The 26,843-nt window shown below is 41.8% G+C and carries 17 protein-coding genes and 1 tRNA gene; 2 read left to right on the plus strand and 16 right to left on the minus strand.

All coding sequences use genetic code 11. The annotated features are described in order from the left end of the window. Positions 1-117: 117 nt before the first annotated feature. The 14 genes from rpoC to AK823_RS12040 form a co-directional block, all read right to left on the minus strand. Positions 118-4,344, minus strand: a complete 4,227-nt coding sequence (rpoC, locus tag AK823_RS11975; protein WP_068329498.1) for a DNA-directed RNA polymerase subunit beta' — start codon at positions 4,342-4,344, stop codon at positions 118-120. 169 nt (positions 4,345-4,513) lie between these two features. Continuing rightward, positions 4,514-8,620 (minus strand): DNA-directed RNA polymerase subunit beta, encoded by a 4,107-nt coding sequence (rpoB, locus tag AK823_RS11980; RefSeq protein WP_068037963.1) that lies wholly within the window; start codon positions 8,618-8,620, stop codon positions 4,514-4,516. A 653-nt stretch (positions 8,621-9,273) separates the two neighbouring features. Then, the gene (rplL, locus tag AK823_RS11985) at positions 9,274-9,645 is read right to left on the minus strand and encodes a 50S ribosomal protein L7/L12 (RefSeq protein ID WP_011514491.1); all 372 of its coding nucleotides are present in this window, start codon (positions 9,643-9,645) and stop codon (positions 9,274-9,276) included. A gap of 126 nt (positions 9,646-9,771) precedes the next feature. Beyond that, entirely contained in the window at positions 9,772-10,299 is a 528-nt protein-coding gene (gene rplJ / locus AK823_RS11990; RefSeq protein WP_068037967.1) for a 50S ribosomal protein L10, read from the minus strand. 436 nt (positions 10,300-10,735) lie between these two features. Then, positions 10,736-11,437, minus strand: coding sequence for a 50S ribosomal protein L1 (rplA, locus tag AK823_RS11995; protein ID WP_068329499.1), 702 nt, complete (start codon positions 11,435-11,437; stop codon positions 10,736-10,738). Continuing rightward, the gene (gene rplK / locus AK823_RS12000; protein WP_010201717.1) at positions 11,438-11,869 is read right to left on the minus strand and encodes a 50S ribosomal protein L11; all 432 of its coding nucleotides are present in this window, start codon (positions 11,867-11,869) and stop codon (positions 11,438-11,440) included. A gap of 90 nt (positions 11,870-11,959) precedes the next feature. Then, a complete protein-coding gene (gene nusG, locus AK823_RS12005) occupies positions 11,960-12,490 on the minus strand; it encodes a transcription termination/antitermination protein NusG (RefSeq protein ID WP_068037974.1) in 531 nt (176 codons plus the stop codon). A gap of 59 nt (positions 12,491-12,549) precedes the next feature. After that, positions 12,550-13,035 carry a preprotein translocase subunit SecE gene (secE, locus tag AK823_RS12010; protein WP_068037977.1) on the minus strand — a complete coding sequence of 162 codons (486 nt, stop codon included), beginning with the start codon at positions 13,033-13,035 and terminating at the stop codon, positions 12,550-12,552. A gap of 52 nt (positions 13,036-13,087) precedes the next feature. Further along, positions 13,088-13,163: transfer RNA gene (locus tag AK823_RS12015), tRNA-Trp, on the minus strand. Between the two features lie 275 nt (positions 13,164-13,438). Next, positions 13,439-14,629, minus strand: a complete 1,191-nt coding sequence (tuf, locus tag AK823_RS12020; RefSeq protein WP_068034471.1) for an elongation factor Tu — start codon at positions 14,627-14,629, stop codon at positions 13,439-13,441. A 234-nt stretch (positions 14,630-14,863) separates the two neighbouring features. Next, complete coding sequence (gene fusA / locus AK823_RS12025; RefSeq protein ID WP_068329500.1) at positions 14,864-16,990, minus strand: elongation factor G; 2,127 nt, start codon at positions 16,988-16,990, stop codon at positions 14,864-14,866. 394 nt (positions 16,991-17,384) lie between these two features. Further along, positions 17,385-17,858 carry a 30S ribosomal protein S7 gene (rpsG, locus tag AK823_RS12030; protein WP_068037983.1) on the minus strand — a complete coding sequence of 158 codons (474 nt, stop codon included), beginning with the start codon at positions 17,856-17,858 and terminating at the stop codon, positions 17,385-17,387. Positions 17,859-18,060: 202 nt separating this feature from the next. Beyond that, positions 18,061-18,435: a 30S ribosomal protein S12 gene (gene rpsL / locus AK823_RS12035; protein ID WP_010200611.1), complete on the minus strand. Its 375-nt coding sequence runs from the start codon at positions 18,433-18,435 to the stop codon at positions 18,061-18,063. Between the two features lie 393 nt (positions 18,436-18,828). Continuing rightward, entirely contained in the window at positions 18,829-19,968 is a 1,140-nt protein-coding gene (locus tag AK823_RS12040) for an EcsC family protein (protein WP_068329501.1), read from the minus strand. A gap of 643 nt (positions 19,969-20,611) precedes the next feature. Here AK823_RS12040 and AK823_RS12045 point away from each other — a divergent pair. Together AK823_RS12045 and AK823_RS12050 are read left to right on the plus strand one after the other, a co-directional pair. Continuing rightward, positions 20,612-21,862, plus strand: coding sequence for a beta-ketoacyl synthase N-terminal-like domain-containing protein (locus tag AK823_RS12045; protein ID WP_068037989.1), 1,251 nt, complete (start codon positions 20,612-20,614; stop codon positions 21,860-21,862). Between the two features lie 3 nt (positions 21,863-21,865). Then, positions 21,866-23,617, plus strand: coding sequence for an anthranilate synthase component I family protein (locus tag AK823_RS12050; RefSeq protein WP_068329502.1), 1,752 nt, complete (start codon positions 21,866-21,868; stop codon positions 23,615-23,617). A gap of 147 nt (positions 23,618-23,764) precedes the next feature. Here AK823_RS12050 and hisC read toward each other — a convergent pair whose 3' ends face one another. Beyond that, positions 23,765-24,913: a histidinol-phosphate transaminase gene (hisC, locus tag AK823_RS12055; protein WP_068329506.1), complete on the minus strand. Its 1,149-nt coding sequence runs from the start codon at positions 24,911-24,913 to the stop codon at positions 23,765-23,767. 364 nt (positions 24,914-25,277) lie between these two features. Next, positions 25,278-26,573, minus strand: a complete 1,296-nt coding sequence (hisD, locus tag AK823_RS12060; RefSeq protein ID WP_068329509.1) for a histidinol dehydrogenase — start codon at positions 26,571-26,573, stop codon at positions 25,278-25,280. Positions 26,574-26,843: the final 270 nt, after the last annotated feature.

The raw sequence follows: 26,843 nt of genomic DNA on the forward strand, positions 1-26,843 counted from the left end.
GTACTATCTTAGGAGTTAATATAACTATTGTTTTTTTAGTTTTTTAAGCCCATAAAAAAGCCAGCAACATGACTGGCTTTTTTATTTTAATTATAATTACATGTTAAACATTTGCTATTAAGACTGACTGTCTTGGTTGAGCTCTTGTGCGAAGGCTTCATCAAAACTGGCAAAGTCTTTGCTATCAGTGCTAGCAGTCATATCAAACGCTGCATTAATGTCTTTATCAAGCAGCTTCTGTTCAGCTTTCTCTTTACGAGCTTTATGATAAGCAAGACCAGTACCCGCTGGAATTAGGCGACCAACAACGACGTTCTCTTTCAGACCGCGTAGTTCATCTACCTTACCAGTAACGGCAGCAGCAGTTAGGACACGAGTCGTTTCCTGGAACGACGCTGCTGAGATAAAGCTTTCTGTTGCAAGACTGGCTTTGGTGATACCAAGTAGCTGACGCTCATACTGGACTGGGAATTTATCTTCCGCTTCTAGTTTTGCGTTAAGTGCTCTGATATCAGCATATTCAGCTTGATCGCCTTTGAAGTGACTTGAATCACCACCATCAGTAATCTCAACTTTGCGTAGCATTTGGCGAATGATAACTTCAATGTGCTTGTCGTTAATCTTCACACCTTGCAGACGATAAACATCCTGTACTTCGTTAACGATATAGTTAGCAAGTGCTGTCTGGCCTTTTAGACGTAAGATATCGTGTGGGTTTTGTGGACCATCAGCGATAACTTCACCACGAGCTACTGTCTCATTTTCAAAGACGTTAATTTGACGCCATTTAGGGATTAGCTCTTCATGTACTTCACCATCTTCATTGGTGATAATAAAGCGATTTTTGCCCTTAGTTTCTTTACCAAAGCTGACTACACCAGTCATCTCTGCCATGATGGCATGATCTTTTGGACGACGTGCTTCGAATAAATCAGCAACACGTGGTAGACCACCGGTAATATCTTTAGTACCTGAAGTAGCTTGTGGTACACGACCTAAGATTGAACCTGCCGCTACTTTTTCACCATCGCTAACACGAATGATCGTTTCAGCAGGTAAGAAGTAAATTACTTCTTTGCCTTCGTCAGTATTCAAGATAATGGCAGGACGTAAGTCTTTTGCAGTACTTGAACGGTCACGAGTAGCAAGAATCTCAAATGAGCTCATACCAGTCGCGTCATCAACTTTAACAGTTGCCGTCATACCATCAGTAATTTCACTAAAGCGTGCTGTACCAGCAAATTCAGTGATGATTGGATGCGTATGCGGATCCCATTTAGCGATAGTCTGGCCACCTTCGACCTGATCTTCATGCTTCACTAATACACTTGAACCATAAGGTACTTTATAACGCTCACGCTCACGACCAAGCTCATCAGTTAAGGCAATTTCAGCAGAACGAGAAACAATAACTAAGTGACCGTCAGTATGCTGAACTGTCTTCATATTCTCGAAATGCGCTTGACCAGCATTACGGACTGAGATGCTATTATCCACTGATGCTGAGCTTGCTGCCCCGCCCACGTGGAAAGTACGCATCGTAAGCTGTGTACCAGGCTCACCGATAGACTGTGCTGCCATGACACCAACTGACTCACCGATATTCACTTTATGACCACGAGCAAGGTCACGACCATAGCACTGTGAACAAACACCATGTGCTACGTTACAAGTAATCACCGAGCGTACCCAGATGTCATCGATTGCATTTTCGTCAAGCACATTAACCCAATGCTCATCGATCAAAGTACCCGCTGGAACCAAGATTTTTGAATCATCATCATTGTACGTGACATCACGCGCTGTAACACGTCCAAGTACTAGATCACCAAGTTTTTCAATGATCTCGCCACCTTGGATGTGCGGCGTCATGAGCAAGCCTACATCAGTACCACAGTCATCAGTAGTAATAACTAAATCTTGTGCGACATCAACCAAACGACGAGTCAAATAACCTGAGTTAGCCGTTTTCAATGCGGTATCTGCTAGACCTTTACGCGCACCATGCGTTGAGATAAAGTACTGAAGTACCGTTAAGCCTTCACGGAAGTTAGCTTTAATCGGCGTCTCGATAATTGAGCCATCCGGCTTTGCCATCAAACCACGCATACCAGCAAGCTGACGAATCTGTGCAGCACTACCACGAGCACCCGAATCCGACATGATATAGATTGAGTTAAAAGACTTTTGCTCTTCTTCTTCACCTTGAGCATTGATTACTTTATCAGTAGCCAAGTTGTCCATCATCGCCTTAGCGACTTTGTCGTTAGTACGTGACCAAATATCGACAACTTTGTTATAACGCTCACCAGCAGTCACAAAACCTTGCTCAAACTGGTCTTCAATTTCACGAACTTCGGCCTCAGCAACTTCAATAATCTGCTTTTTGCTTGGTGGAATGACCATGTCATCGATACCAACAGATACACCAGATAGTGTCGCTTGAGCGAACCCTAGGTACATTAATTGGTCAGCGAACATGACACTACCTTTGGCGCCCATCTTACGATAGCAAGAGTTAATCAAACGTGAGATGTTTTTCTTAGTCATCTCTTGGTTGCACTCATCAAACGCCATACCATTTGGCATGATATTCCAGATAAGCAGACGACCAGCAACAGTTTCCTTTAGACTAACTTCTTTGTTGGTTTCGTTGCCTTCTTCATCGATATGTGTCTCAGTAACACGCACTTTAATCTTTGCGTTTACATGCAAATCATTTGAACCGATGGCACGTAATGCTTCATTGACGGTAGCAAAAATCATGCCCTCGCCTTTGGCATTCACTGATGAGCGACTGATGTAATACAAACCAAGTACCACATCTTGTGACGGTACAATAATCGGATCACCGTTAGCAGGTGACAAGATGTTGTTGGTTGACATCATTAGCGCACGTGATTCGAGTTGTGCCTCTAACGTCAATGGCACGTGTACTGCCATTTGGTCACCATCAAAGTCAGCGTTGAAAGCAGTACAAACGAGCGGATGCAGCTGGATAGCTTTACCCTCGATTAGTACAGGCTCGAACGCTTGTAGACCCAAACGGTGAAGCGTTGGTGCACGGTTTAGTAGTACTGGATGCTCACGGATAACCATGGCCAGCATATCCCACACTTGTGGCTCTTCACGTTCGACCATTTTTTTGGCCGCTTTAATCGTGGTTGCCATACCGTGAGACAATAATTTTGAATAAGTAAACGGCTTGAATAGCTCAAGTGCCATTTTCTTAGGCAAACCACACTGATGCAGACGTAGCGTTGGACCTACTACGATAACCGAACGACCAGAATAGTCGACACGCTTACCAAGTAAGTTTTGACGGAAACGACCTTGCTTACCTTTGATCATATCAGCCAAAGATTTTAATGGACGCTTGTTACTACCAGTAATAGCACGACCGCGACGGCCGTTATCTAATAAAGCATCAACTGATTCTTGTAACATACGCTTTTCGTTACGTACGATAATATCAGGAGCGCTTAGCTCTAATAGACGCTTTAGACGGTTGTTACGATTAATGACGCGGCGATACAAATCGTTTAGATCTGAGGTCGCAAAACGTCCGCCTTCTAGTGGCACTAGTGGGCGCAAATCTGGTGGTAGTACTGGCAAGATGGTCATTACCATCCACTCAGGCTTATTATTAGAATCACGGAATGCTTCTAATAATTTAAGACGCTTAGACATCTTTTTAAGCTTAGTCTCAGAACCTGTCTGCGGAATAGCTTCGCGTAGCTCGTCAATCTCAAGGTCTAAATCAATATCTTTTAATAGATCTTGTACGGCTTCAGCACCCATCTTGGCTACGAATTCATCGCCAAATTCTTCAAGGGCTTTATAATAATCTTCATCATCAAGCAGCTGATATTTCTCTAAGCTAGTTAAACCTGGCTCAGTAACGATATAGCTTTCAAAATACAATACACGTTCAATATCGCGCAAAGTCATGTCTAATAATAGACCAATACGGCTTGGTAATGACTTTAAAAACCAAATATGCGCAACAGGACTCGCTAGGTCAATATGACCCATGCGATCACGACGAACTTTAGCGGTAGTGACTTCAACGCCACATTTTTCACAGATTACGCCTTGGAATTTACGGCGCTTATATTTACCACATAGGCACTCAAAATCTTTAACTGGACCAAAGATTTTGGCACAGAACAGACCGTCACGCTCAGGCTTGAAGGTACGATAGTTAATCGTTTCAGGCTTTTTAACTTCACCATGCGACCATGATTTAATAACATCAGGTGACGCTAAGGTAATTTGAATACTATCAAACTCACGATTACCGCTAGCGGTAGGGCTTTGCATAATATCGAGTAAATCTTTCAAGTTGCTTCTCCGTTATCTTTATAATCATCTGGCCGCGTTATACAACGTAATGCGGATAAGATGAATGAAGGCAATGAATAGGGTTGAGATAAATGACTAAAAGCAGCAGCAATTAGGCGTGCTGCCTTTAGTGTGACAACTAAGTTTAGAATCAATAAAGCTTTTAAACTTAGTGGGTCTCTTTTAACTCAATATTAAGACCTAGTGATTTGATTTCTTTGGTCAGTACGTTAAACGATTCAGGCATGCCTGGATCCATATACTGCTCACCATCAACGATGTTTTTATACATACGCGTACGGCCTTCAACGTCATCCGACTTCACAGTCAGCATCTCTTGCAACGTATAAGTCGCACCATATGCTTCTAGTGCCCACACTTCCATCTCACCGAAGCGCTGACCACCAAACTGAGCTTTACCACCTAGCGGCTGCTGAGTCACTAGTGAGTAAGAACCAGTTGAACGCGCATGCATTTTGTCATCAACCAAATGGTTAAGCTTAAGCATATACATATAACCGACCGTCACTTTACGGTCAAACTTCTGACCCGTACGACCATCATACAACGTCTGCTGACCATCGCGTGCCATACCAGCAAGCTCTAGCAAGTCTTTAACTTGATGCTCATGCGCACCATCAAACACTGCCGTGCCCATCGGTACACCAGCACGTAAATTGTCCGCCAGCGCCATGATGTCATCATCAGTTAAGCTATCAAGATCAACTTGTTCGCCACCAACTTTGTTATAGATTTGGTCTAAGAAATCACGTAAATCTTTAATCGCTGCTTGTGCTTTGAGCATACCATCGATTTTGTCACCTAGGCCTTTTGCTGCCATACCTAAATGCGTCTCTAGTACCTGACCGATGTTCATACGCGATGGTACGCCAAGCGGGTTCAATACGATATCGACTGTATTACCATTCTCATCATAAGGCATGTCTTCAACCGGCATAATGCGCGATACCACACCTTTGTTACCATGACGACCAGCCATCTTATCACCAGGCTGAATACGACGCTTAACCGCTAAATACACCTTGACGATTTTTTGAACGCCATGTTGTAAGTCATCACCTGCCGTTAATTTACGTTTCTTTTCAGCAAACTTAGTATCGATATCTTTTTGCTTATCGACTAAGTACTCTGCAATTTGTGTCAAACGCTCAGATATTTCTTCTTCAACTGGCTGGATATCAAGTAAAGTCTCAAGGCTCATATCTTTCATATCAGCCAAAGCCATAACTGTACCGGCTTTTAGACCAGAACCGCCGCTGACTTTTTGACCATCAAGTAGATTACCAATACGTCCACGTGCTGCTTCTTCAAAGATACGTAACTCTTCTTTCAAATCTTTACGGTAGCTATCAAGCTGCGACTTTTCAATCGCTTTTGCACGCGCGTCTTTTTCGACACCATCACGAGTGAAGACCTGTACGTCAATAACCGTACCTTTGCTTGATGTAGGCACACGTAATGAGGTGTCTTTAACATCAGCAGCTTTTTCACCAAAGATGGCCCGTAGTAGCTTCTCTTCTGGTGTTAGTTGCGTCTCACCTTTTGGCGTGACTTTACCAACCAAGATATCACCTGCGTCAACTTCAGCACCGATATAGACAATACCTGCTTCATCAAGACTTGATAAAGCGGCTTCACCAACGTTTGGAATATCCGCAGTGATTTCTTCTGTTCCAAGCTTGGTATCACGCGCCACACAAGTCAATTCTTGAATATGAATAGTAGTGAAACGATCTTCTTTAACTACTTTTTCAGACAGCAAGATTGAATCTTCGAAGTTATAACCGTTCCACGGCATAAATGCGATGCGAATGTTCTGACCCAATGCTAGCTCACCAAGATCCGTTGACGGACCATCAGCCAAGATATCACCCAAAGCAATCTCGTCGCCTTGGTTAACGATGATACGTTGGTTGATACAAGTGTTTTGGTTAGAGCGTGTATATTTGATCAAGTTGTAGATATCGATACCCGCTTCACCAGCAGTCATCTCGTCTTCGTTCACACGCACTACGATACGCGATGCATCAACGTCTTCAATCACACCGCCACGCTTAGCGATAACACAAACACCAGAGTCACGAGCAACATGACGCTCCATACCAGTACCAACTAACGGCTTATCAGCACGTAATGTTGGAACGGCCTGACGCTGCATGTTCGAGCCCATCAAGGCACGGTTAGCATCATCATGCTCAAGGAATGGAATAAGACCTGCTGCTACCGAAACGACCTGACTTGGCGACACATCCATATGCGTCACTTTTTCTGGCGGCATACGAACGAATTCACCATAGCTACGCACACTGACCATTTCATCAGAAAGTGCACCATCTTCAGTCACTGGTGAGTCGGCCTGTGCAATCACAGTACCTACTTCTTCAATCGCTGATAAATACTCAATAACGTCTGTTACTTTACCATCAACCACACGGCGATAAGGCGTCTCTAAGAAGCCAAAGCTGTTGGTTTTAGCAAAGGTCGCAAGCGAGTTGATAAGACCAATGTTTGGACCTTCAGGAGTCTCAATCGGGCAAACACGACCATAATGCGTATCATGTACGTCACGTACTTCAAAGCCTGCACGTTCACGAGTCAGACCACCTGGCCCTAATGCTGATACACGGCGTTTATGCGTGACTTCAGACAACGGATTGTTCTGATCCATAAACTGTGACAACTGACTTGAACCAAAGAATTCTTTGACTGCAGCAGCAACAGGTTTTGAGTTAATCAAATCTTGTGGTGATAAGTTATCAGACTCAGCTGAGCTTAAACGCTCTTTTACTGCACGCTCAACACGTACCAGACCAACACGGAACTGGTTCTCTGCCATCTCACCAACCGAACGAATACGACGGTTACCTAAATGGTCAATATCATCAACTTCGCCGCGACCATTACGGATCTCGATAAGCTCTTTTAGAACGTTAACGATGTCATCATTAGTCAGTACACTGCGCTTGCGTTGGATATCAGGATCATCTGTATTATCAAAGTCTAAACCTAAACGGCGGTTAAACTTCATGCGACCGACATTCGATAAGTCATAACGATCAGCGTTAAAGAACATGCTGTCAAATAGCTTCTCAGCGGTTTCAACCGTTGGTGGCTCACCTGGACGCATGACTTTATAGATCTCGATTAAAGCTTCTTCACGGCTTGAAGTGCTATCGGCACGTAGCGTATCAGCGATATAACTACCCTGATCGATATCATTGGTAAATAGAATGCTGATTTCTTTGATGTCAGTAGCGCTTAATTTAACCAATAATTCATGGTCAATTGGCGTGTTTGCACGAGCAAGCACTTCATCATCAACGATGATATCTTCAGCTAAAATACGCTCATATAGGTATTCATCAGGTACAGCAATTTTTGTCATGCCTGCTTCTTCAAGCTGACGGATACGGCGTGCATTAATACGCTTGCCTTGCTCTACCAATACATCACCCTCAGGTGATACGATATCAAACTGCGCCATCTCACCACGTAGGCGATCAGCAACTAGATCAATTTCGAACTGCTCTTCACCTTTATAAACAGCCACTTTATCGAAGAAAATATCTAAGATCTCAGCAGTGCTTAGGCCTAGTGCGCGTAAAATAATAGAAGCTAGTAATTTACGACGACGGTCAATACGTGCAAAAACTAAGTCTTTGGCATCAAATTCAAAGTCAAGCCATGAGCCACGATAAGGGATAATACGTGCGTTATAAAGCACTTTACCACTTGAATGTGACTTACCTTTATCATGATCAAAGAATACACCAGGTGAACGATGCAATTGCGATACGATAACCCGTTCAGTACCATTAATAATAAAGGTACCGTTATTGGTCATCAATGGCATCTCGCCCATGTAGACACTTTGCTCACGGATATCTTTGATAGCCGCTTTACTGTCTTTATCTTTGCTGTCTTTATCTTTGATAATTAGGCGAATTTTGACACGCATAGGGGCTGCGAAAGTTGAGCCGCGTAAAATACATTCACGCTCATCAAACTCAGGTGTACCTAAGTAATATTCAACGAATTGTAACTCTGCATTACCAGAGTGACTTTCGATAGGGAAAATAGAGGAATACGCAGCTTGCAAACCAGTATTCTCACGAGCTTTTGGCTTTTTATGCTCTTGCAAAAATTGCTCGTAAGAATCTACTTGGATAGACAGTAAATATGGGATGTCCATCACAGTGGGCAATTCAGCAAAACTTTTGCGAATACGCTTTTTTTCAGTATAAGAATATGCCATCGAGAGTCCTTACAGTAGACGTGAAAACAAATGAAAAGCGTGGCCAGCATGCATCAATACTATGCAAACTTAGCGACGTAAACGATAATAAAATAAAAATTCTTACTAAAACTGTTTTTTGTAGACAAATACTTCTACTAAAACAGCTGTTTAACTTAATTGGGTTCTAACGGTCGTTGCATAAAAACAATGTACTAAAATCAATACATCAACACGACTATATGAGCACTTTTGCTTGAGATTTCAATAGTAAACCTTGCTAATCTTCTAGCGTCTCATCTCTAAATTATATTATATATATATGACATGAATAGTATCGTCGCTAATATCTACCGTCCATGAACCATTTACCGACAGTAAAACCATGCTAGACTATTTAGAATTAAAAAATTAGGATCAATATAAATATTATTAATAAAAGGAAAGTATGCAGACACAAAAAAATGCCAAACATCTAACGACATTTAGCTTACGTTAACTAATTTCAAAAACTGGCGTGTTTGCGTACATGTATATCGTGTGTCCTTTTGATAGGTATCCACCGCATTAATGCGTACGTATATTGGCAGACACAAAAGGTCAAGCTACGAATTATAATAAAAAAAAGCTGGCAATGCAAGGCATCACCAGCTTTTTTTCGTAACGCGTTAAACTTATTTTAGTTCAACAGTAGCGCCAGCTTCTTCAAGTTTCTTTTTCAACTCTTCAGCTTCAGCTTTGTTAACGCCTTCTTTGATTGGTGCTGGAGCACTTTCAACCAAATCTTTCGCTTCTTTCAGGCCAAGACCAGTAGCTTCACGTACGGCTTTAATTACGCCAACTTTCTTCTCGCCAAAGCTGGCAAGAACTACGTCAAACTCGTCTTTTTCTTCAGCAGCAGCAGCAGCAGGGCCAGCAGCAGCAGGTGCAGCAGCAACAGCAGCTGTTACGCCGAATTTTTCTTCCATAGCGCTGATTAACTCAACGATATCCATTACTGACATTTCAGCGATTGCGTTTAACACGTCATCTTTAGATAGTGCCATGAGAACTCTCCGTTATCTGATAAAAATTAATTGATTTTAATATCGCTTTGATTGTTTGCCAAATTTTCAAATAGTTATGACAATTAAGTACAATCAGCGATGTCAAAGTTACGTTAAAACAAGCAATTAAGCAGCTTCTTTTGCGTCTTTGATTGCTGCAACAGTGCGAACAAGCTTACTAGGAACAGCGTTCATAGTCTGGACAAGCTTGGTCACTGGTGCATTCATAGTAGCCATCAAGATAGAGATTGCTTCGTCGCGAGTTGGTAGCTTCGATACGCGCTCTAGCTCTTCTGGACCATAAACAACACCACCAACTGATACCAATTTGGTCTCTAAAGCTTTGTGATCTTTACTGAAGTCGAAAACGACTCGAGCTGCAGATCCCAAATCTTCCATAGAGAAAGCCAAAAGTAATGGACCAGTCATACGGTCTGACATGCTCTCAAACTTAGTGCCTTCAAAAGCGCGTTTTGCTAGGGTGTTTTTTACCACTTTCAAAACGACGCCTTTCTCACGGGCTTGTTCGCGCAGCTTAGTAAGCTTTGCAACACCAATACCGTGATATTCGGCAGCTACTGCTGAGTAAGCATTAGCAGCAACTTCAGACACTTCAGCCACAACTTGTTGTTTTTGCTCTAGCGTTAATGCCATAAGTTGACTCCTTTAATCTAATCAATCTGCTAATCATATAAAAACTCCAAAACCGAGGCTTTGAATAGTTTAAACACCTAACTAAGACTGACTTGATACGATACGTTATTCGTAAATTCCATAAAAATAGAATTTACTCCTAACGACTGATTACGGCACCGTTATCAGAATGACATCAAGTGATAGGTTGCCCTATCGGCTCTTATCAACAACTGGGTGGGTCACCGTCTGCGTAGGACAACTAAGATTTTCATCTGTCGTCGATTAACAAGAGCAGCTCATTGCCATCAATAATAATCCGAGAATCATTAATAATAACGCAAAACCGCTTTCTACCTACGGTCTTAGACAGCATAGCGTTTGCTACGCTGACCTAATTCTTTAAAGTATTTTTGTGTCCTTTATTTGAAATCGTCAAATAAAGGCGCACGTTTAATTATTTTGCTGTGCGATATGGAACAGGATCAATCGTGATACCTGGGCCCATAGTGCTAGACAAGGTAATTTTCTTAATGAAAACACCTTTAGACGTAGCAGGTTTAGCACGCTTTAGATCTGTGATTAGTGCTTGAGCGTTTTGGATAACTTGCTCAGCAGTGAAACCAACTTGACCGATAGTGGTATGGATGATACCCGCTTTATCAACACGGTACTGAGCCTGACCCGCTTTAGCGTTAGTCACAGCTTCAGCAACATTAGGCGTTACCGTACCGACTTTTGGGTTAGGCATTAGACCACGTGGACCTAGGATAGTACCTAACTGACCAACGACACGCATTGCGTCAGGAGCAGCAATAACAATATCAAAGTCCATGTTACCAGCTTTGATTTGCTCTGCTAAATCTTCAAAACCAACGATGTCAGCACCAGCTTCTTTGGCGGCTTCAGCAGCAGCGCCTTGAGCAAATACAGCAACACGTTTGGTTTTACCAGTACCAGCAGGTAGGTTGGTAGCGCCACGAACTACTTGATCAGATTTACGTGGGTCAACGCCCAAGTTTACTGCAATGTCGATAGACTCTTTGAATTTTAGTGCTGGCAAATCATTTAAGATTTGAACTGCTTCTTCAAGTGTGTATAACTTTTCGTTTTCTACACGCTCAGCGATTAATTTTTGACGCTTAGTAAGTTTACTCATTTACACACCCTCCACGGTAATACCCATTGAACGTGCAGTACCAGCGATGGTACGGACAGCAGCATCAAGATCAGCAGCAGTTAAGTCTGCATCTTTAGTCTTGACGATATCTTCTAATTGCGCACGATCGACTTTACCGACTTTAGCGGTGTTTGGTGTACCAGAACCTTTAGCGATGCCAGCAGCCTTACGTAGTAAGTATGCAGCTGGTGGTGACTTCATGATGAAGGTGAAAGACTTATCGCTATATACAGTGATCTCAGTAGGAATCGGTAAACCCGGCTCTTGATTTGAGGTCGCAGCGTTAAATTCTTTACAGAACGCCATGATGTTCACGCCTTTTTGACCCAATGCTGGACCAATCGGTGGTGAAGGATTTGCTTTGCCTGCAGGCACTTGCAGTTTGATGTAACCATCAATCTTCTTAGCCATGATACTCTCCTAAATGGGTAATAGCGCCAAATCAATATGGTATAACCCTTATTGACTAACAGCTCCCCGGTTGATGAATTTTTTGCTGGTTTAGTCTAGCTTTTCAACTTTACTAAACTCAAGCTCAACCTGAGTAGGTCGATTAAATACGTTTACAGTTAACTGTAATTTAGACTTTTCATAATCCACTTTTTCTACCAACCCTTTAAAGTCAGTAAATGGACCATCAATAACCAATAACTCTTCGCCCGGCTCAAATAACGTTTTTGGACGTGGGTTGGTTTCAGTCTGATTTAAACGGTTAAGAATACGATCCGCTTCTACTTGAGTAATAGGCGCAGGAGTCTCAGGCGTACCACCAATGAAACCCATAATACGTGGGCATTCTTTAACAATATGCCAAGTATTATCGTTCATTTCCATTTGGATCAATACGTACCCTGGAAAGAACTTACGCTCACTCTTACGCTTTTTGCCGTCTTTCATTTCGACGACTTCTTCAGTAGGAACCAATACATCACCGAAATTTTCAGCAAAGTCGCTACGATTAATGCGCTCGATTAATGAGCGTTGCACTTGTTTTTCATATCCTGAAAACGCTTGGACAATATACCAACGCATATCACGCTCCTAATCGTTATAAGTAAAAGTTTGGGTTAAAGGAAGCTAATACGCTTCTATTAACCGATAAACAAACCAACGAACCAATTAAAAAAGTTATCTAATAACCAAATAAAAAACCCAACAATCGCAATCACAACAATCACTTGCCATGTGTATTGAAAGGTCTCATCTTTACCTGGCCACGTGACACGGCGCAGTTCAACTGCCGCATCTCTTAGTAATATTTTAAATGCGCGGCCTTGATTGGTTAACGCTAAACATACTAGTGCAAACACAATAAGCGCGACAATAATACCAATACGTACCCAAACATCATTGGCAAGTTGCCAGTAACCAGGTAGGTATTGATTAACTAAAGTCGCGCCGATCAAAGCAGCTATGGCTAATAGCCATAATACCAAATCTTTTGCTGAACCAGTTTTGGCAACTTCAACGGCAGACGTATTCACCGATGATATGTGCTTATTTTTAGTCAGCATTCCACCAGCAACCGCCTTGGCATCAGATAACTTAGAATCGAGGTTATCTTGATTATCGCTCATAGAGAACTCGCTTTGGAGATGGTGGCTTACAATAAAGAATTTGGTAAGAAGATGGCAGGCGATGTAGGACTCGAACCTACAACCCTCGGTTTTGGAGACCGATGCTCTACCAATTGAGCCAATCGCCTATGGGTGTTGAGGCTGATAATTATACAAGCTTTTAATTAGAATGCAAGTTTTAACACAATATTTTATTACTTTATTCTAATCAATTGGCTATTAACAACAAAATTAGAATTACAGAGAACAAATTTGTATAGTTATGTCTTAGCAACCTTAATGACTTTTTGCTTAACTAATATACGGATATGATGAAAATTAACAATAAAAAAAGCCACCCTCTATGAGAATGGCTTTTCGACTACGGTTTAACTCTCTCAGATTGCTCTGAGTGGGTTAAATCTTAGTTCAATACGTTAGCAACAACACCAGCGCCTACAGTACGGCCGCCTTCACGAATAGCGAAGCGAAGACCTTTGTCCATAGCGATTGGGTGGATAAGCTCTACGCCCATCTCAACGTTATCACCAGGCATAACCATTTCAGTACCGTCTTGTAATTGGATTGCGCCAGTTACGTCAGTAGTACGGAAGTAGAACTGTGGACGATAGCCGTTTAGGAATGGTGTGTGACGACCACCCTCTTCTTTTGACAGTACATATACTTCTGCGTCAAACTTGGTATGCGGGGTGATTGAACCTGGCTTCGCTAGTACTTGGCCACGTTGTACGTCTTCACGCTTAGTACCACGTAGTAGTACGCCACAGTTTTCGCCTGCACGACCTTCGTCAAGCAGTTTACGGAACATCTCTACACCCGTACAGGTGGTTTTTTGAGTGTCACGGATACCAACGATTTCAATTTCGTCACCAACGCGTACGATGCCTGATTCAACACGACCAGTTACAACGGTACCACGACCTGAGATTGAGAATACGTCTTCGATTGGCATTAGGAATGCTTTGTCGATGTCACGCTCTGGCTCTGGGATGTAGGTGTCTAGTACGTTTAGTAGTTCAACAACTGCTGGTTCGCCGTATGGGCCTTCGTTGCCTTTTAGGGCTTCGGTAGCAGAACCTTTGATGATTGGGGTGTCGTCGCCTGGGAAGTCGTAGTCGTTAAGAAGTTCACGAACTTCCATTTCTACTAGCTCAAGCAATTCTTCGTCATCGACCATGTCGCATTTGTTCATGAATACGATGATGTATGGTACGCCAACCTGACGTGATAGCAAGATGTGCTCACGCGTTTGTGGCATTGGGCCATCGGTCGCTGATACGACTAGGATTGCGCCGTCCATTTGAGCGGCACCAGTGATCATGTTTTTAACATAATCGGCGTGACCTGGGCAATCAACGTGTGCGTAGTGACGTGCTTCGGTGTCATATTCTACGTGTGAGGTGTTGATGGTGATGCCACGTGCTTTTTCTTCTGGAGCTGAGTCAATAGACGCGTAGTCTTTGGCTTCGCCGCCTGAAGTTTTAGCAGCTACGGTTGCGATAGCAGCGGTAAGGGTGGTTTTACCGTGGTCAACGTGTCCGATGGTACCAACGTTGACATGTGGTTTTAGACGTTCAAACTTGGCCTTTGCCATGGGTATTTCCTCTTTATTTGGGATTAGAATTTTCAACTAAAGTGCTTAAATAATGTTAAGACAATAGCTAAAGCATTCTGACCACATTAAGATAATTGTTAAAAGGTTGCACATGCAATGTGCAGATATTATAAGAAAATCACAACCAATAACAAGTCTTTTAACAAGTTATTGGTATATTCTTCAATGGCAATATAGAGATGCACTCTATATCGCCACTATTAAGTACTTTATTTACTCGTCGCCATCTTTAGAATTGAACTTAGAGATGATTTCAGCAGCAACTGATTTTGGAATTTCAGCGTATTTTTGGAATTCCATTGAGTATGTAGCACGGCCTTGTGACATTGAGCGCATTTGTGTGGCATAACCAAACATTTCTGCTAATGGTACTTCGGCACGGATCTGCTTAGTACCACCAGGTAAGTCTTCCATACCCTGTACCAAACCACGACGACGGTTAAGATCACCCATGATATCGCCCATGTAGTCTTCAGGCGTTTCAACTTCAACTTTCATGATTGGCTCAAGTAACGCAGGGTTTGCTGCCATGAAGCCTTTTCTGAAAGCCATAGAGCCTGCCATCTTAAACGAAAGCTCGTCCGAGTCAACGTCATGGTAAGAACCGTCATACAAGGTCGCTTTTACGTTAACTACTGGGTAACCAGCAAGTACGCCATTTTTCATGCGTTCTTGGATACCTTTATCAACGGCACCATGGAATTCTTTAGGTACGGTACCACCAACAACTTCTTCAGCGAATTCGTATTCAACATCACCCGCTGGATCAAGTGGCTCAAGACGTAACCAAACGTGACCGAATTTACCACGACCACCTGTTTGACGTACGAATTTGCCTTCTTGTTCAACAGTGTCACGAATCGTTTCACGATAAGCAACTTGTGGTGCACCGATGTTTGCTTCAACGTTGAATTCACGCTTCATACGGTCAACAAGAATTTCTAAATGTAGCTCACCCATACCACTAATGATAGTCTGACCAGACTCTTCATCAGTATGCACACGGAACGATGGATCTTCTTTTGCAAGACGACCTAAAGCGATAGACATTCTTTCTTGGTCAGCTTTAGTCTTAGGTTCAACGGCAAGACTGATAACTGGATCTGGGAATTCCATGCGCTCAAGAGTGATAACATTTTGCTCATCACATAGCGTATCACCAGTTGTCACATCTTTCATGCCAACCAATGCTGCGATATCACCAGTACGAATTTCTGCAAGCTCTTCTTGAGAGTTCGCCATCATCTGTACGATACGACCAACGCGCTCACGCTTCATTTTAACTGGGTTATAAACGCTGCTACCTTGCGTCAAAACACCTGAATAAACACGAACGAAGGTTAAGTTACCAACGAACTTATCATTCATGATTTTGAATGCTAAAGCTGAGAATGGGGCTTCGTCTGATGCTTCACGAGTGCCTTCAGTTTCATCTTTGTCATCAAGAATACCTTTAATAGCAGGTACATCCATTGGTGCTGGAAGATATTGAATAACCGCATCCAACATCTTTTGTACACCTTTGTTTTTGAAGGCAGTACCACAAAGCAATGGAATAATTTCGTTATCAATAGTCAACTGACGAATAGCAGCATTGATTTGCTCTACAGACAATTCGCCATTTTCCAGATACTCGTTCATGAGTTCTTCTGAAGCTTCAGCCGCATTTTCTACGAGATGCTCACGATACTCTTCTGCTTTTTCTTGCAATTCAGCTGGTATTTCGCGTTCTTCAAATTCCATACCTTGAGATGCTTCATCCCAATATAGAGCTTTCATAGTGACTAGATCAACAACGCCTTCGAAATCATCTTCTTTACCAATTGGAATAACCAATGGTACAGGATTACCACCTAGACGAGTTTTGATCTGCTCAATAACGCGATAGAAATCAGCGCCAACACGATCCATTTTATTTACAAATGCAAGACGTGGTACTTTATATTTGTTCGCCTGACGCCATACGGTCTCAGACTGTGGCTGGACGCCACCTACTGCACAGTAAACCATGCAAGCACCATCAAGTACACGCATAGAACGTTCAACTTCAATCGTGAAGTCAACGTGACCTGGAGTGTCAATAATGTTGATACGATGTTCGTCAAACTGTTTTGCCATACCTGACCAAAAGCAAGTCGTCGCCGCTGAGGTAATAGTAATACCGCGCTCTTGTTCTTGCTCCATCCAGTCCATGGTGGCTGCGCCATCATGTACTTCACCAAGTTTGTGACTAACACCGGTATAAAATAAAACACGCTCAGTAGTGGTTGTCTTACCAGCATCGATGTGCGCTGAGATACCAATATTGCGATAGCGTTTTAGGGGAGTTTTACGAGCCATAGTGTTTTCCTAGGGAAATTCGTGTATAGATTAATGTGTTGTGTCTCTACCTTATACTCTATGACAAAGCGGTCAGCTTCGTAATATTACTTACTGATTATTGGGCCTAATACGGACAAAAAAAGAGCAAATACTAAGAATAGTGCGGCATCAAATTTGGGATGCTTTATGTAGGACAGCATCATGATAGATGTTCGCCATTTAAGATATATAATAGTTCAGGCTGTTGAAAAGCCTTAAGCTATCTAATCGTCTTATTAATCATGACGAGAATCAATAGAATAAGTAGTATAACGATTAACCAGCAGATATATTATCTACAAGTTAATCGTATCAATCACATATAGCGTATAAACAACTTAATAAAAAAGTTATTTATAAATGCTAAGCCGCTTTAGAAGCGATAATGAGAGAATGCTTTGTTAGCATCTGCCATGCGGTGAACTTCGTCACGCTTTTTCATAGCATTACCTTTGCCTTCTGACGCATCAGACAATTCGCCAGCAAGGCGTAGAGCCATTGATTTTTCAGAACGCTTAGCAGCAGCTTCAGCTAACCAACGCATAGCCAAGGCAGTACGACGGGAGGGGCGTACTTCCATTGGTACTTGATAGGTTGCACCACCAACACGGCGAGCTTTCACTTCAACCATTGGGCGTACATTTTCTAAAACTTCTTCAAAGAAAGATACTGGATCTTCGATGTTACGCTTCTGGCTTACTGTCTCAAGGGCACCGTAAACGATACGCTCAGCAGTAGATTTTTTACCATGACTCATTACATGGTTGATGAACTTAGCGATGGTTTGGCTACCAAACTTAGGATCCGGTAGGATCTCACGGGTAGCAACGACGCGACGTCTTGGCATAATAATAATCCTTATCTTCAGGAGTGTCTGACATTCACAATCTCGCACCAGTCAATAATATAGGCGGTGTTATATCGAGTTGTCAGTCAGCCTTACTGCATGGCGGTATGTTATGACAGCATATTACTCATTTAGAATAAGAATACTGTTAACACCAAACCCATGCACAGTTAATGGGTGATACAAATAGGCTTAGCTAATATTAAGCTTTAGGCTTCTTCGCACCATATTTAGAGCGACCTTGTCTACGGTCTTTTACGCCAGCACAATCTAATGCACCGCGAACAGTGTGATAACGTACACCTGGTAGATCTTTTACACGACCACCACGAATAAGTACAACACTATGCTCTTGTAAGTTATGACCTTCGCCGCCGATGTAGCTTGATACTTCATAACCAGAAGTCAAACGTACACGACAAACTTTACGCATTGCTGAGTTAGGTTTTTTAGGCGTGGTAGTATATACGCGAGTACATACACCGCGACGCTGTGGGCACGCTTGCAACGCAGGAACTTTTGACTTTTCCTTGATGGTTTTGCGACCCTTACGAATCAATTGGTTAGTTGTTGCCATAAGGCATCCTTCTCCCGTTTGGTATAAAACAAAAAAATGGGCGAATCCACCATCCTCTTCATTAAAAGTGAAGATTTTGAGGCACCCATTTTTAGGACAATGTATTATAAAGATATGTTGCTGCTATTTCAACTACTTATAGTCAGTTTCACTTTACAATGCTGAATAGATATGCATTAAGTATACTCTAATATCGGTTAGCAATACAGTAAAGCATTGGCAGCAACTATAAACAACTTACTACGTACCTCTACAACTGTAATAAGCTTTTAATTTATTATCGACTAAATGGCGATAAAGTCTTATTTTTCAAGGTAACTTTTGGGATATTTTGTTTCGTGCTTTATATACCAACATCCTCTATTATCTTAATCAATAAGAGTCAATCAACCGTTATTTCTTAGCCTTAGTCTTAGTCTTAGTCTTCTTTCCAGTATCAGCTGATTTCTCATTATCTTTATTATTAGATTTAGTGTCAGCAGGTTCGTCTGACTTTTTCTCTGAGGAACTATCAACATTATCAGATTTGTTATCTGAGTCTTTATCCTGCTTGGTTGTCATTTGGCTTACTTCTTCTTCGCTACTACTATCATCAGTGATAAATCGGTTAGCGAGTTTTGGCTCTGGCGCAAATGTTGCTTGAGCTACCCCAAGCACTTCGTCAATTAGACGACTATTGTAGTGCATACCGACAGCAACAGCACTTAATGGTAAGAAACGGCGTATCCACGATAGATTAATTTGATCTAAATCAACCCCTACTTGCCCAGCGATATTGTCTATTTGCTCAGCGTAAAAGTTGACATTTTGATTTTTAAGACCAAGGTTTTTCAGTTCGCTGTGCAATCCGCGACTTTGAGCATTATCGAGTAAACCCTTACCCACCCCAATACCTGCTAGCAGCGCTTGCTTTTCTTGCATCTTGCTCAAATCTGCACTGGCAAGTAGCTCATAAGCCATCTTGATCCCTTGCTTACCAGTCAAAGGCTTGTCATAGACAGCAGCTAATTGATAAACAGAACGCAATGATACCAACAAAAGCCACAAAGTATCAGCCAGCAATCCTGGTAAACCTGCTAAGCCCGTCAGACCACCCAGAGTTGCCAACGCTCTATTCTGATTGGCGATATCAGTGGCTAGCGCATAACGTTGTTCATCATCTAGTACAGTAGTATCAGCAAAACGATGCTCGTTCGGCAAATCTAATTGGCTCCAATTAGCGGCTAGTTTGGCTACTTGAACAAAGGCGCTGTCTAATACAGACTGAAATAAACTATTAGGTACGACTTTTTTAGCATATTTACCATACGTAGCAAAACGTGTACCTAATAATTGCTGTGTCGTTTTTAAGGTTTGCTCACGAAATAAATCTTGTTGATAATCCTCATCACCTAAGTTTACTGCCTTGTACTGACGTGGCTTACTTGCTTTGGCATTAGCACTATCAATTAATGATCCCATACGTTCAAGATTATTACGGGTAAAATGGCCAATAGTATTGATACCTTGAGAAAGAGTGCTTCGTTTTGCCATCGTTATATCCTTAGTATGATGATTAAATAACTTAAAATTAAAATCGACAAATCTTTATTATGTACGGCTATGCATTGAGTTTTTTGACGTACCAATTTAATGTACCAATAAATTCTGATAAAACAACAAAAATGTTTGTCTATATCAATGCTCAGGTCATCATTTTAGCTATATCTTAACTTCTATGTCAGTGTGAACAATGTTATCAATATCGTAAAGTTTGTATCTAAAAGTATGGCTTATCTAACACTATAAGCATGATATAGAAACTATATATGTGTATTTTTTAGCCCATATACTATCCCTATGACTGCTATAATAACGCATGTTATATTTATAGAAACCAGTCAAACAAGCCTTTTTATCTTACCTTTAAGAATTATTATTTTTTTGCGACTGTTTTGCATTAGAGAAAAGATTTTGAGTCGTTGATACGTTATCATAATAATAACGTAATAATATGCAAATTCAGCTATGGTTGAATGATTGCTTCGTCATTTAATACGACATTATCAAATATTTTAAATATATCAAGTACGAAGGCAGCTACCTAGTAAAAGCGGCAAACATCTACACATAGATAGCAGTTATAAGTATTCACAGCTAGATATTGACAACAATTAATTACTATAAGGAATGGAATATGCGCCGAGTTGTTATTACTGGAGCAGGGATTGTCTCTTGTATCGGACATGATTTAGCCACCGTCACATCTGCTCTTAAACAAGGTCAGTCTGGTATTACATTTAATGAAACTTACGCTGAACATGGGTTTAAGTCGCAAGTAAGCGGTAGCATCGACAAAACGGCGCTAGATACGGCTGGTATTGATCGTAAATTGAAACGATTTTTTAGCGATGCGAGTCTTTATGCTTACGTCAGTGCGTTAGCGGCCATTAAACAATCTGGTTTGTCACTTGAAACCATCAATCATAATCCGCGTGTCGGCGTGGTAGCAGGTTCGGGTGGTGCATCGACAGAAGATGTAGTCAGCGCAGTCGATGCTATGCGCGAGAAAGGCCTACGCGGGGTCGGAGCAATGGCTGTACCAAAGACTATGAGTAGCTCGGTATCAGCAGCACTAGCAACTGGGCTTAAAATTCAAGGTATTTCTTACTCTATTTCTTCTGCCTGTGCAACTTCAACTCATTGTATCGGCCATGCAGCTGAACTCATTCAACTAGGTAAGGCCGATGTGATACTTGCTGGTGGTAGTGAAGCTGAAGACTGGACCCAGTCGTGTATGTTTGATGCGATGGGTGCGATGAGCACTCAGTACAATGATACGCCTAAACAATCTTCGCGTGCTTATGACAGAGATCGCGATGGCTTCGTAATCGCTGGTGGCGGCGCAATGGTAGTCGTTGAGAGTCTCGAGCATGCACAGGCACGTGGCGCAAATATTTTAGCAGAGATTGTCGGCTATGGTGCCAGCTCGGATGGGGCAGAAATGGTTGCGCCAAGTGGTGAAGGTGCCGTACGTTGTATGCAGCAAGCATTAGCTCAAGCCGGATTAGAGCGTGTTGATTATGTTAATACCCATGGTACCAGCACACCGCTAGGGGATATTACTGAGCTTAAGGCTATTGCTAAAGTATTTGCATCAGACACTGACACTCCTACTAAAAACTCTGTGCCACCTATTAGTTCTACCAAGTCAATGACAGGTCATAGCTTGGGTGCTGTTGGAGCGCAGGAATTAATCTACTGTTTACTTATGCTGCAAGAAGGCTTTATTGCCCCAAGTATTAATATTGAAAATCTTGATGAGGCAGCTGCCCCTTTCGATATCGTCACTGAGCTACGTGAAACTAAGCTAAATACCCTTATGAGCAATAGCTTTGGTTTTGGTGGCACCAACGCGACCTTAATTATTAAAAGGTTTGACGCTTAAACTATGCTCGCATCAAACTCTTCTCAAGATGAGATTAGACAGACTCAATATGCACAAACGCCAGCTATCAAAAATAGCTGGCGTTTTGGCGACTTATCAGCCGCAGAACTGCTACCACAACTGCAGAGGCATTTACTTTCCCAAGATACTAAAGCTAATTGGCAATTGGTTTGGTTAAATAATAATGGGCGACCTGTAATTGGCCTACTACCTAAAGTAAGCTGGTCTGTTTACTCTGCTGACAGCAAAATATCTAACAAGCAGCTGCCCGATTCTAAATATAGAGTGATAAAAAACTTTCGAAATGATAGTAATGCACTAACGACAGCGCATATGAGTTATGCAGAATGGCAGGATGAACTGATCCATTATAGTCAGGCTTACGAGTCTGATAGTAGCGTTTCAAACTTAATAGATAAATCTAATGAGGAACCAAGTTATCATCACGGTCTAATAGGCTTTATTGGTTATGACATTGCTGCTTATGAATTAAGTCCAGCAGCTAAAATCGAACTGGCTGCGCAGCCTTGTGCGGTATTGGGACATTATGATATCTATCTGACCCCGTCCAATGAAGACAAAACTGGCTGGAAATTAAATACTTTAGCACTGGATACTGATAACGAAACAACAAGTTCAATACTAGCTGAGCTTATATCTTACTTTAGTATCTTAGACCATGAACTATCCCAGATAAAAAAGGCAGCTGACAATCTTGAATGCCAACTAACTCCCTTAGTATTGAATGCGCGCTGGCATAAAGATGATTATCAGAATGCTTTTGAGAAAACCCAAGACTACTTACAACAGGGTGACTGTTATCAAATCAATCTAACGCAAGCTTGGCAAGGCTGCCTTAATAAGTTAGATGGCTCATACAATTATAACGACTCTATAACAACGCTCGTTGATTACCTACCTACCCTACATCGAAATACTCAGGCACCATTTGCTGGTTATTTAGGGGTTAATAGTAATTTAGATGACTTAGGTGACTTAGATAACTTAGATAACTTAGATAATTTGGAACCTAACTATACAACAACTGATAACCATGCTAAAAACGTTAAGCATGTCAAAACCCCACCCTTAAGCTTTGAGCTATTGAGCTGCTCACCTGAGCTGTTTTTTACTTTTATAAAAGATATGGCTACAGGCTCGCATCACATTATTACTAAACCAATCAAAGGTACTCGTCCTAGAGGTATGGATAATGAGCAAGATTTAACCTTAAAGCAGCAATTGATTGACAGTAACAAAGATCGTGCTGAGAATGTCATGATTGTCGATTTATTACGTAATGACTTAGGTAAATATGCCAAAACTGGGAGTGTAAAAGTACCGCATTTATTCGCAATTGAAAGCTTTAGCAATGTGCATCACATGGTCAGCACCATTACCGCTGAGCTAAAGCCCGATGCACATCCGTTAGCAGTATTATTTGGCAGTCTACCTGCAGGCTCAATCACTGGTACGCCCAAAAGGCGTGCTGTTGAAATCATCTCTGAATTAGAAGCGGGACCGCGAGGCGCTTATTGTGGCACCATGGGTTTTATGAATTTTAATGGAAGTGGTCAATGGAATGTGCTCATTCGTACATTGCAAGCCGACACATCGTTGAATGCAGCAGGGCAAGTAAGCTTATGGGCTGGTGGCGGTATTACTGTCGCCTCTGATTGTGACGAAGAATATCAAGAATGTCTGGATAAAGTTGGCAACTTACTGAATGTATTAAATCAAGCAGGCATAACCTAAAAAATTTGCTTTGAAAATTTTAGCTGGGCAGTTGAAAAGACTCATATGATTAAATACAAAATTGAGTAGGTGAATTACTCGCTGGTTTCTAACTTAATGAAAACGTTAACTACCAGCGAATAATTCAATTTTGCACTAATAAAAAAATTAGCCAATATTTGATATAGAGTTACTGTCTTCATTGGTCGCTTGCATGGCAGTCAGCGCATCAATTAAACGCTCATGTTGTGCTTGCGTACCAATAGTAATACGTAAGTATTCCTGAATCCGTGGTTTATCAAAATGACGCACAATGATACCTTGTTCGCGCAATGTGCTAGCGACTGCGCTAGCATCACCGTCGTGAGGACGGGCAAACACAAAGTTAGCATGTGATGGCAATACTTGATAGCTCAATGCTGTCAGCTGAGTCGTTAATGACTCGCGTAAATCAATAACTTGCTGACGTGTTTGCTCAAAATAATCGGCATCTAAAACACTGGCAGTCGCTCCAGCTTGAGCTAACTTATCTAATGGATAGCTATTAAAGCTATTTTTCATACGGGTCAATGCTTCGATTAATGACGCATTTCCAAAAGCCATTCCAACACGCAAACCTGCCAGAGAGCGAGACTTTGAAAAGGTTTGGGTCACTAAGATATTATCAAACTCATTAATTAAACTTACTGCTGAAGCTTGTGTGTTTGAACTGGCTTCATCTATACAGGCAAAGTCAATATAGGCCTCATCAATGACAACCACCGAATTAGAATGCTCGCTGGCAAGTTTGCGAATATCAGCAAGCGATAACAATAGACCTGTTGGTGCATTAGGATTGGCAATAATAATACCACTACAAGGCTGACGATAAGCGTCAGGATCTATACTAAAGTCAGCTTCTAACGCAATCTGCACCAGTTCTACACCAAAGGTCTGTGCATAAACAGGATAGAAGCTATAGCTAATATCTGGCGCTAACACAGGGCGTTCTTTTAAAAAGAAGCTGGCAAATACTAAAGCTAGAACTTCATCTGAACCATTACCGACAAATACTTGGTTTACATCAAGACTATATAGCTGTGCTAATGCACTACGCAAGTCATCAGATTCAGGCGCTGGATACAAACGTAGATCATCAGCTTGCTGCTCTAAGACTTTAGCAATGGCTTCCCCCACTTTCGGCGATGGCGGAAACGGGTTTTCATTGGTGTTTAATTTGCATAAATTAGCATGCTGAGGCTGCTCGCCAGGGACGTAAGGTGACAAGTTACGCGCTTTGGATGACCAAAGTCTGGTATCAACTTTTCGTTCGCTCATATGTTATCCTACTAATAGCTAAAATGGTTGCAGACAAGACATAAAATGATAGTAATAATCATGCCTCAATTAGGTTTACAACGCTCTGTTTATGAATAGCGGGAGAGCAATCTCTACATCAGCTCTTACCTGATAAACAGGAGTAACACTTCCTTGTCTTTGTAGGATATAAAGCTTATCTATGTATAATAAAAAAATCCGATAAGATTTGTTTGCGGCTATTTTAGAAGTAGTACCTAAAAAATAGTCTCTATTAATATCCTACTTAAATTCTATACAGTCACTACTATAACGACTATGTATTTCTGACAAAGGGTTCTTTATAGCCGCTATCCTGTCTATATATCGGCTATTTAAAAGCATTTTACTGGTAACGATAACGAGCTGAGCGCGCATGAGCTTCTAAATCTTCACGCTGCGCTAAAATATCAGCTGTCTCAGCCAGTGGCTTACTACCGCTTTCACTACAATAAATAATTGATGATTTCTTTTGAAAGTCATAGACACCTAGCGGAGAAGAAAAACGCGCAGTTCCCGATGTAGGGAGCACATGATTAGGGCCAGCACAGTAATCACCGATGGCCTCAGGCGTGTGACGTCCCATAAATATAGCACCAGCATGACGAATATCGCCAAGCAGCGCATCAGGGTCGTTAACAGACAGCTCTAAATGCTCAGGGGCAATACGATTAACGAGTGCCATACCCTCACTTCTATCTTTGACCAAGATAAGCGCACCACGATTCTGTAGAGAGTCACGAGCGATATCAGCTTTTGGCAACTCTGCTAATGCTTTTTCAATCTCAGCAGCTACCTCTGATAGCTGCTCGCTACTTGTCGTTACAAAGATCGCTTGGGCAATACGGTCATGTTCAGCTTGAGACAATAAATCCATAGCTAGCCAGTCAGCGCGATCTTGCGCTTCACCTTCTGCATATACTAATACTTCAGATGGGCCAGCTATCATATCGATACCTACCTGTCCAAAAACGGCACGTTTAGCCGCCGCCACATATTTATTACCCGGACCCGTTATTTTATCCACTGCTGGAATAGCTTCGGTGCCATATGCTAATGCTGCAACAGCTTGTGCCCCACCAATGGTGAAGACACGATCAACTTGTGCTAAATGCGCCGCTGCTAATACTAGTGGATTAAGCACACCTTTAGGCGCTGGTACGACCATGATGACTTCAGTAACGCCAGCAACTTTTGCAGGAATGGCATTCATAAGCACGGAAGACGGATAAGATGCGAGCCCGCCTGGTACGTAAATACCCACACGATCAAGTGGCGTGACTTTTTGACCTAAGCGGTTGCCTAGCTCATCTTCATATTGCCAAGTCTCTTGTACTTGTCGTTCATGAAATGTCTGTACCCGTGTTGCCGCTGTCGTCAATGCAGACTTTACTTTCGCATCCAAATTATCAAAAGCTTTAGCAAGTGAATCTTTCGATAGCTCTAACTCTTGCATCGTCGTTGCTGGATGCTGATCAAACTGCTGAGTCAATGTTAACACTGCATTATCACCATCGCGGCGTACTTGGGTAATAATATCATCAACGGTTTTTAATAAATCAGCATCATTAACCGTTTCAAAGGCTAACAGTGCCGTTAACTGCTGCTCAAAATCGGTATCTTGGGTACTTAACTGGCGCATGACTCAATCCTATGTTTAAGCTAAAAAGATCTCTGTAGAAAGTAAACGCTATAAAAACAATCAAACTATGGTAATGGGATAATGGCTTTAGCCTACTTACCTATTGCTATAAGCAAATGATAAGAGGCTTATATCTTCCAGTAAATACACATGAAAAAACCAGTTTAGCATGCTATGTCTATCATAGAGCGCCAAACTGGTTTTAAAACTCACATAATAGCTTTTGGTATTATCAATAATAAATAACGCTAACACTTAACATGCATCAGA

Source organism: Psychrobacter sp. P2G3 (genome assembly GCF_001593285.1).
Taxonomy (GTDB): domain Bacteria; phylum Pseudomonadota; class Gammaproteobacteria; order Pseudomonadales; family Moraxellaceae; genus Psychrobacter.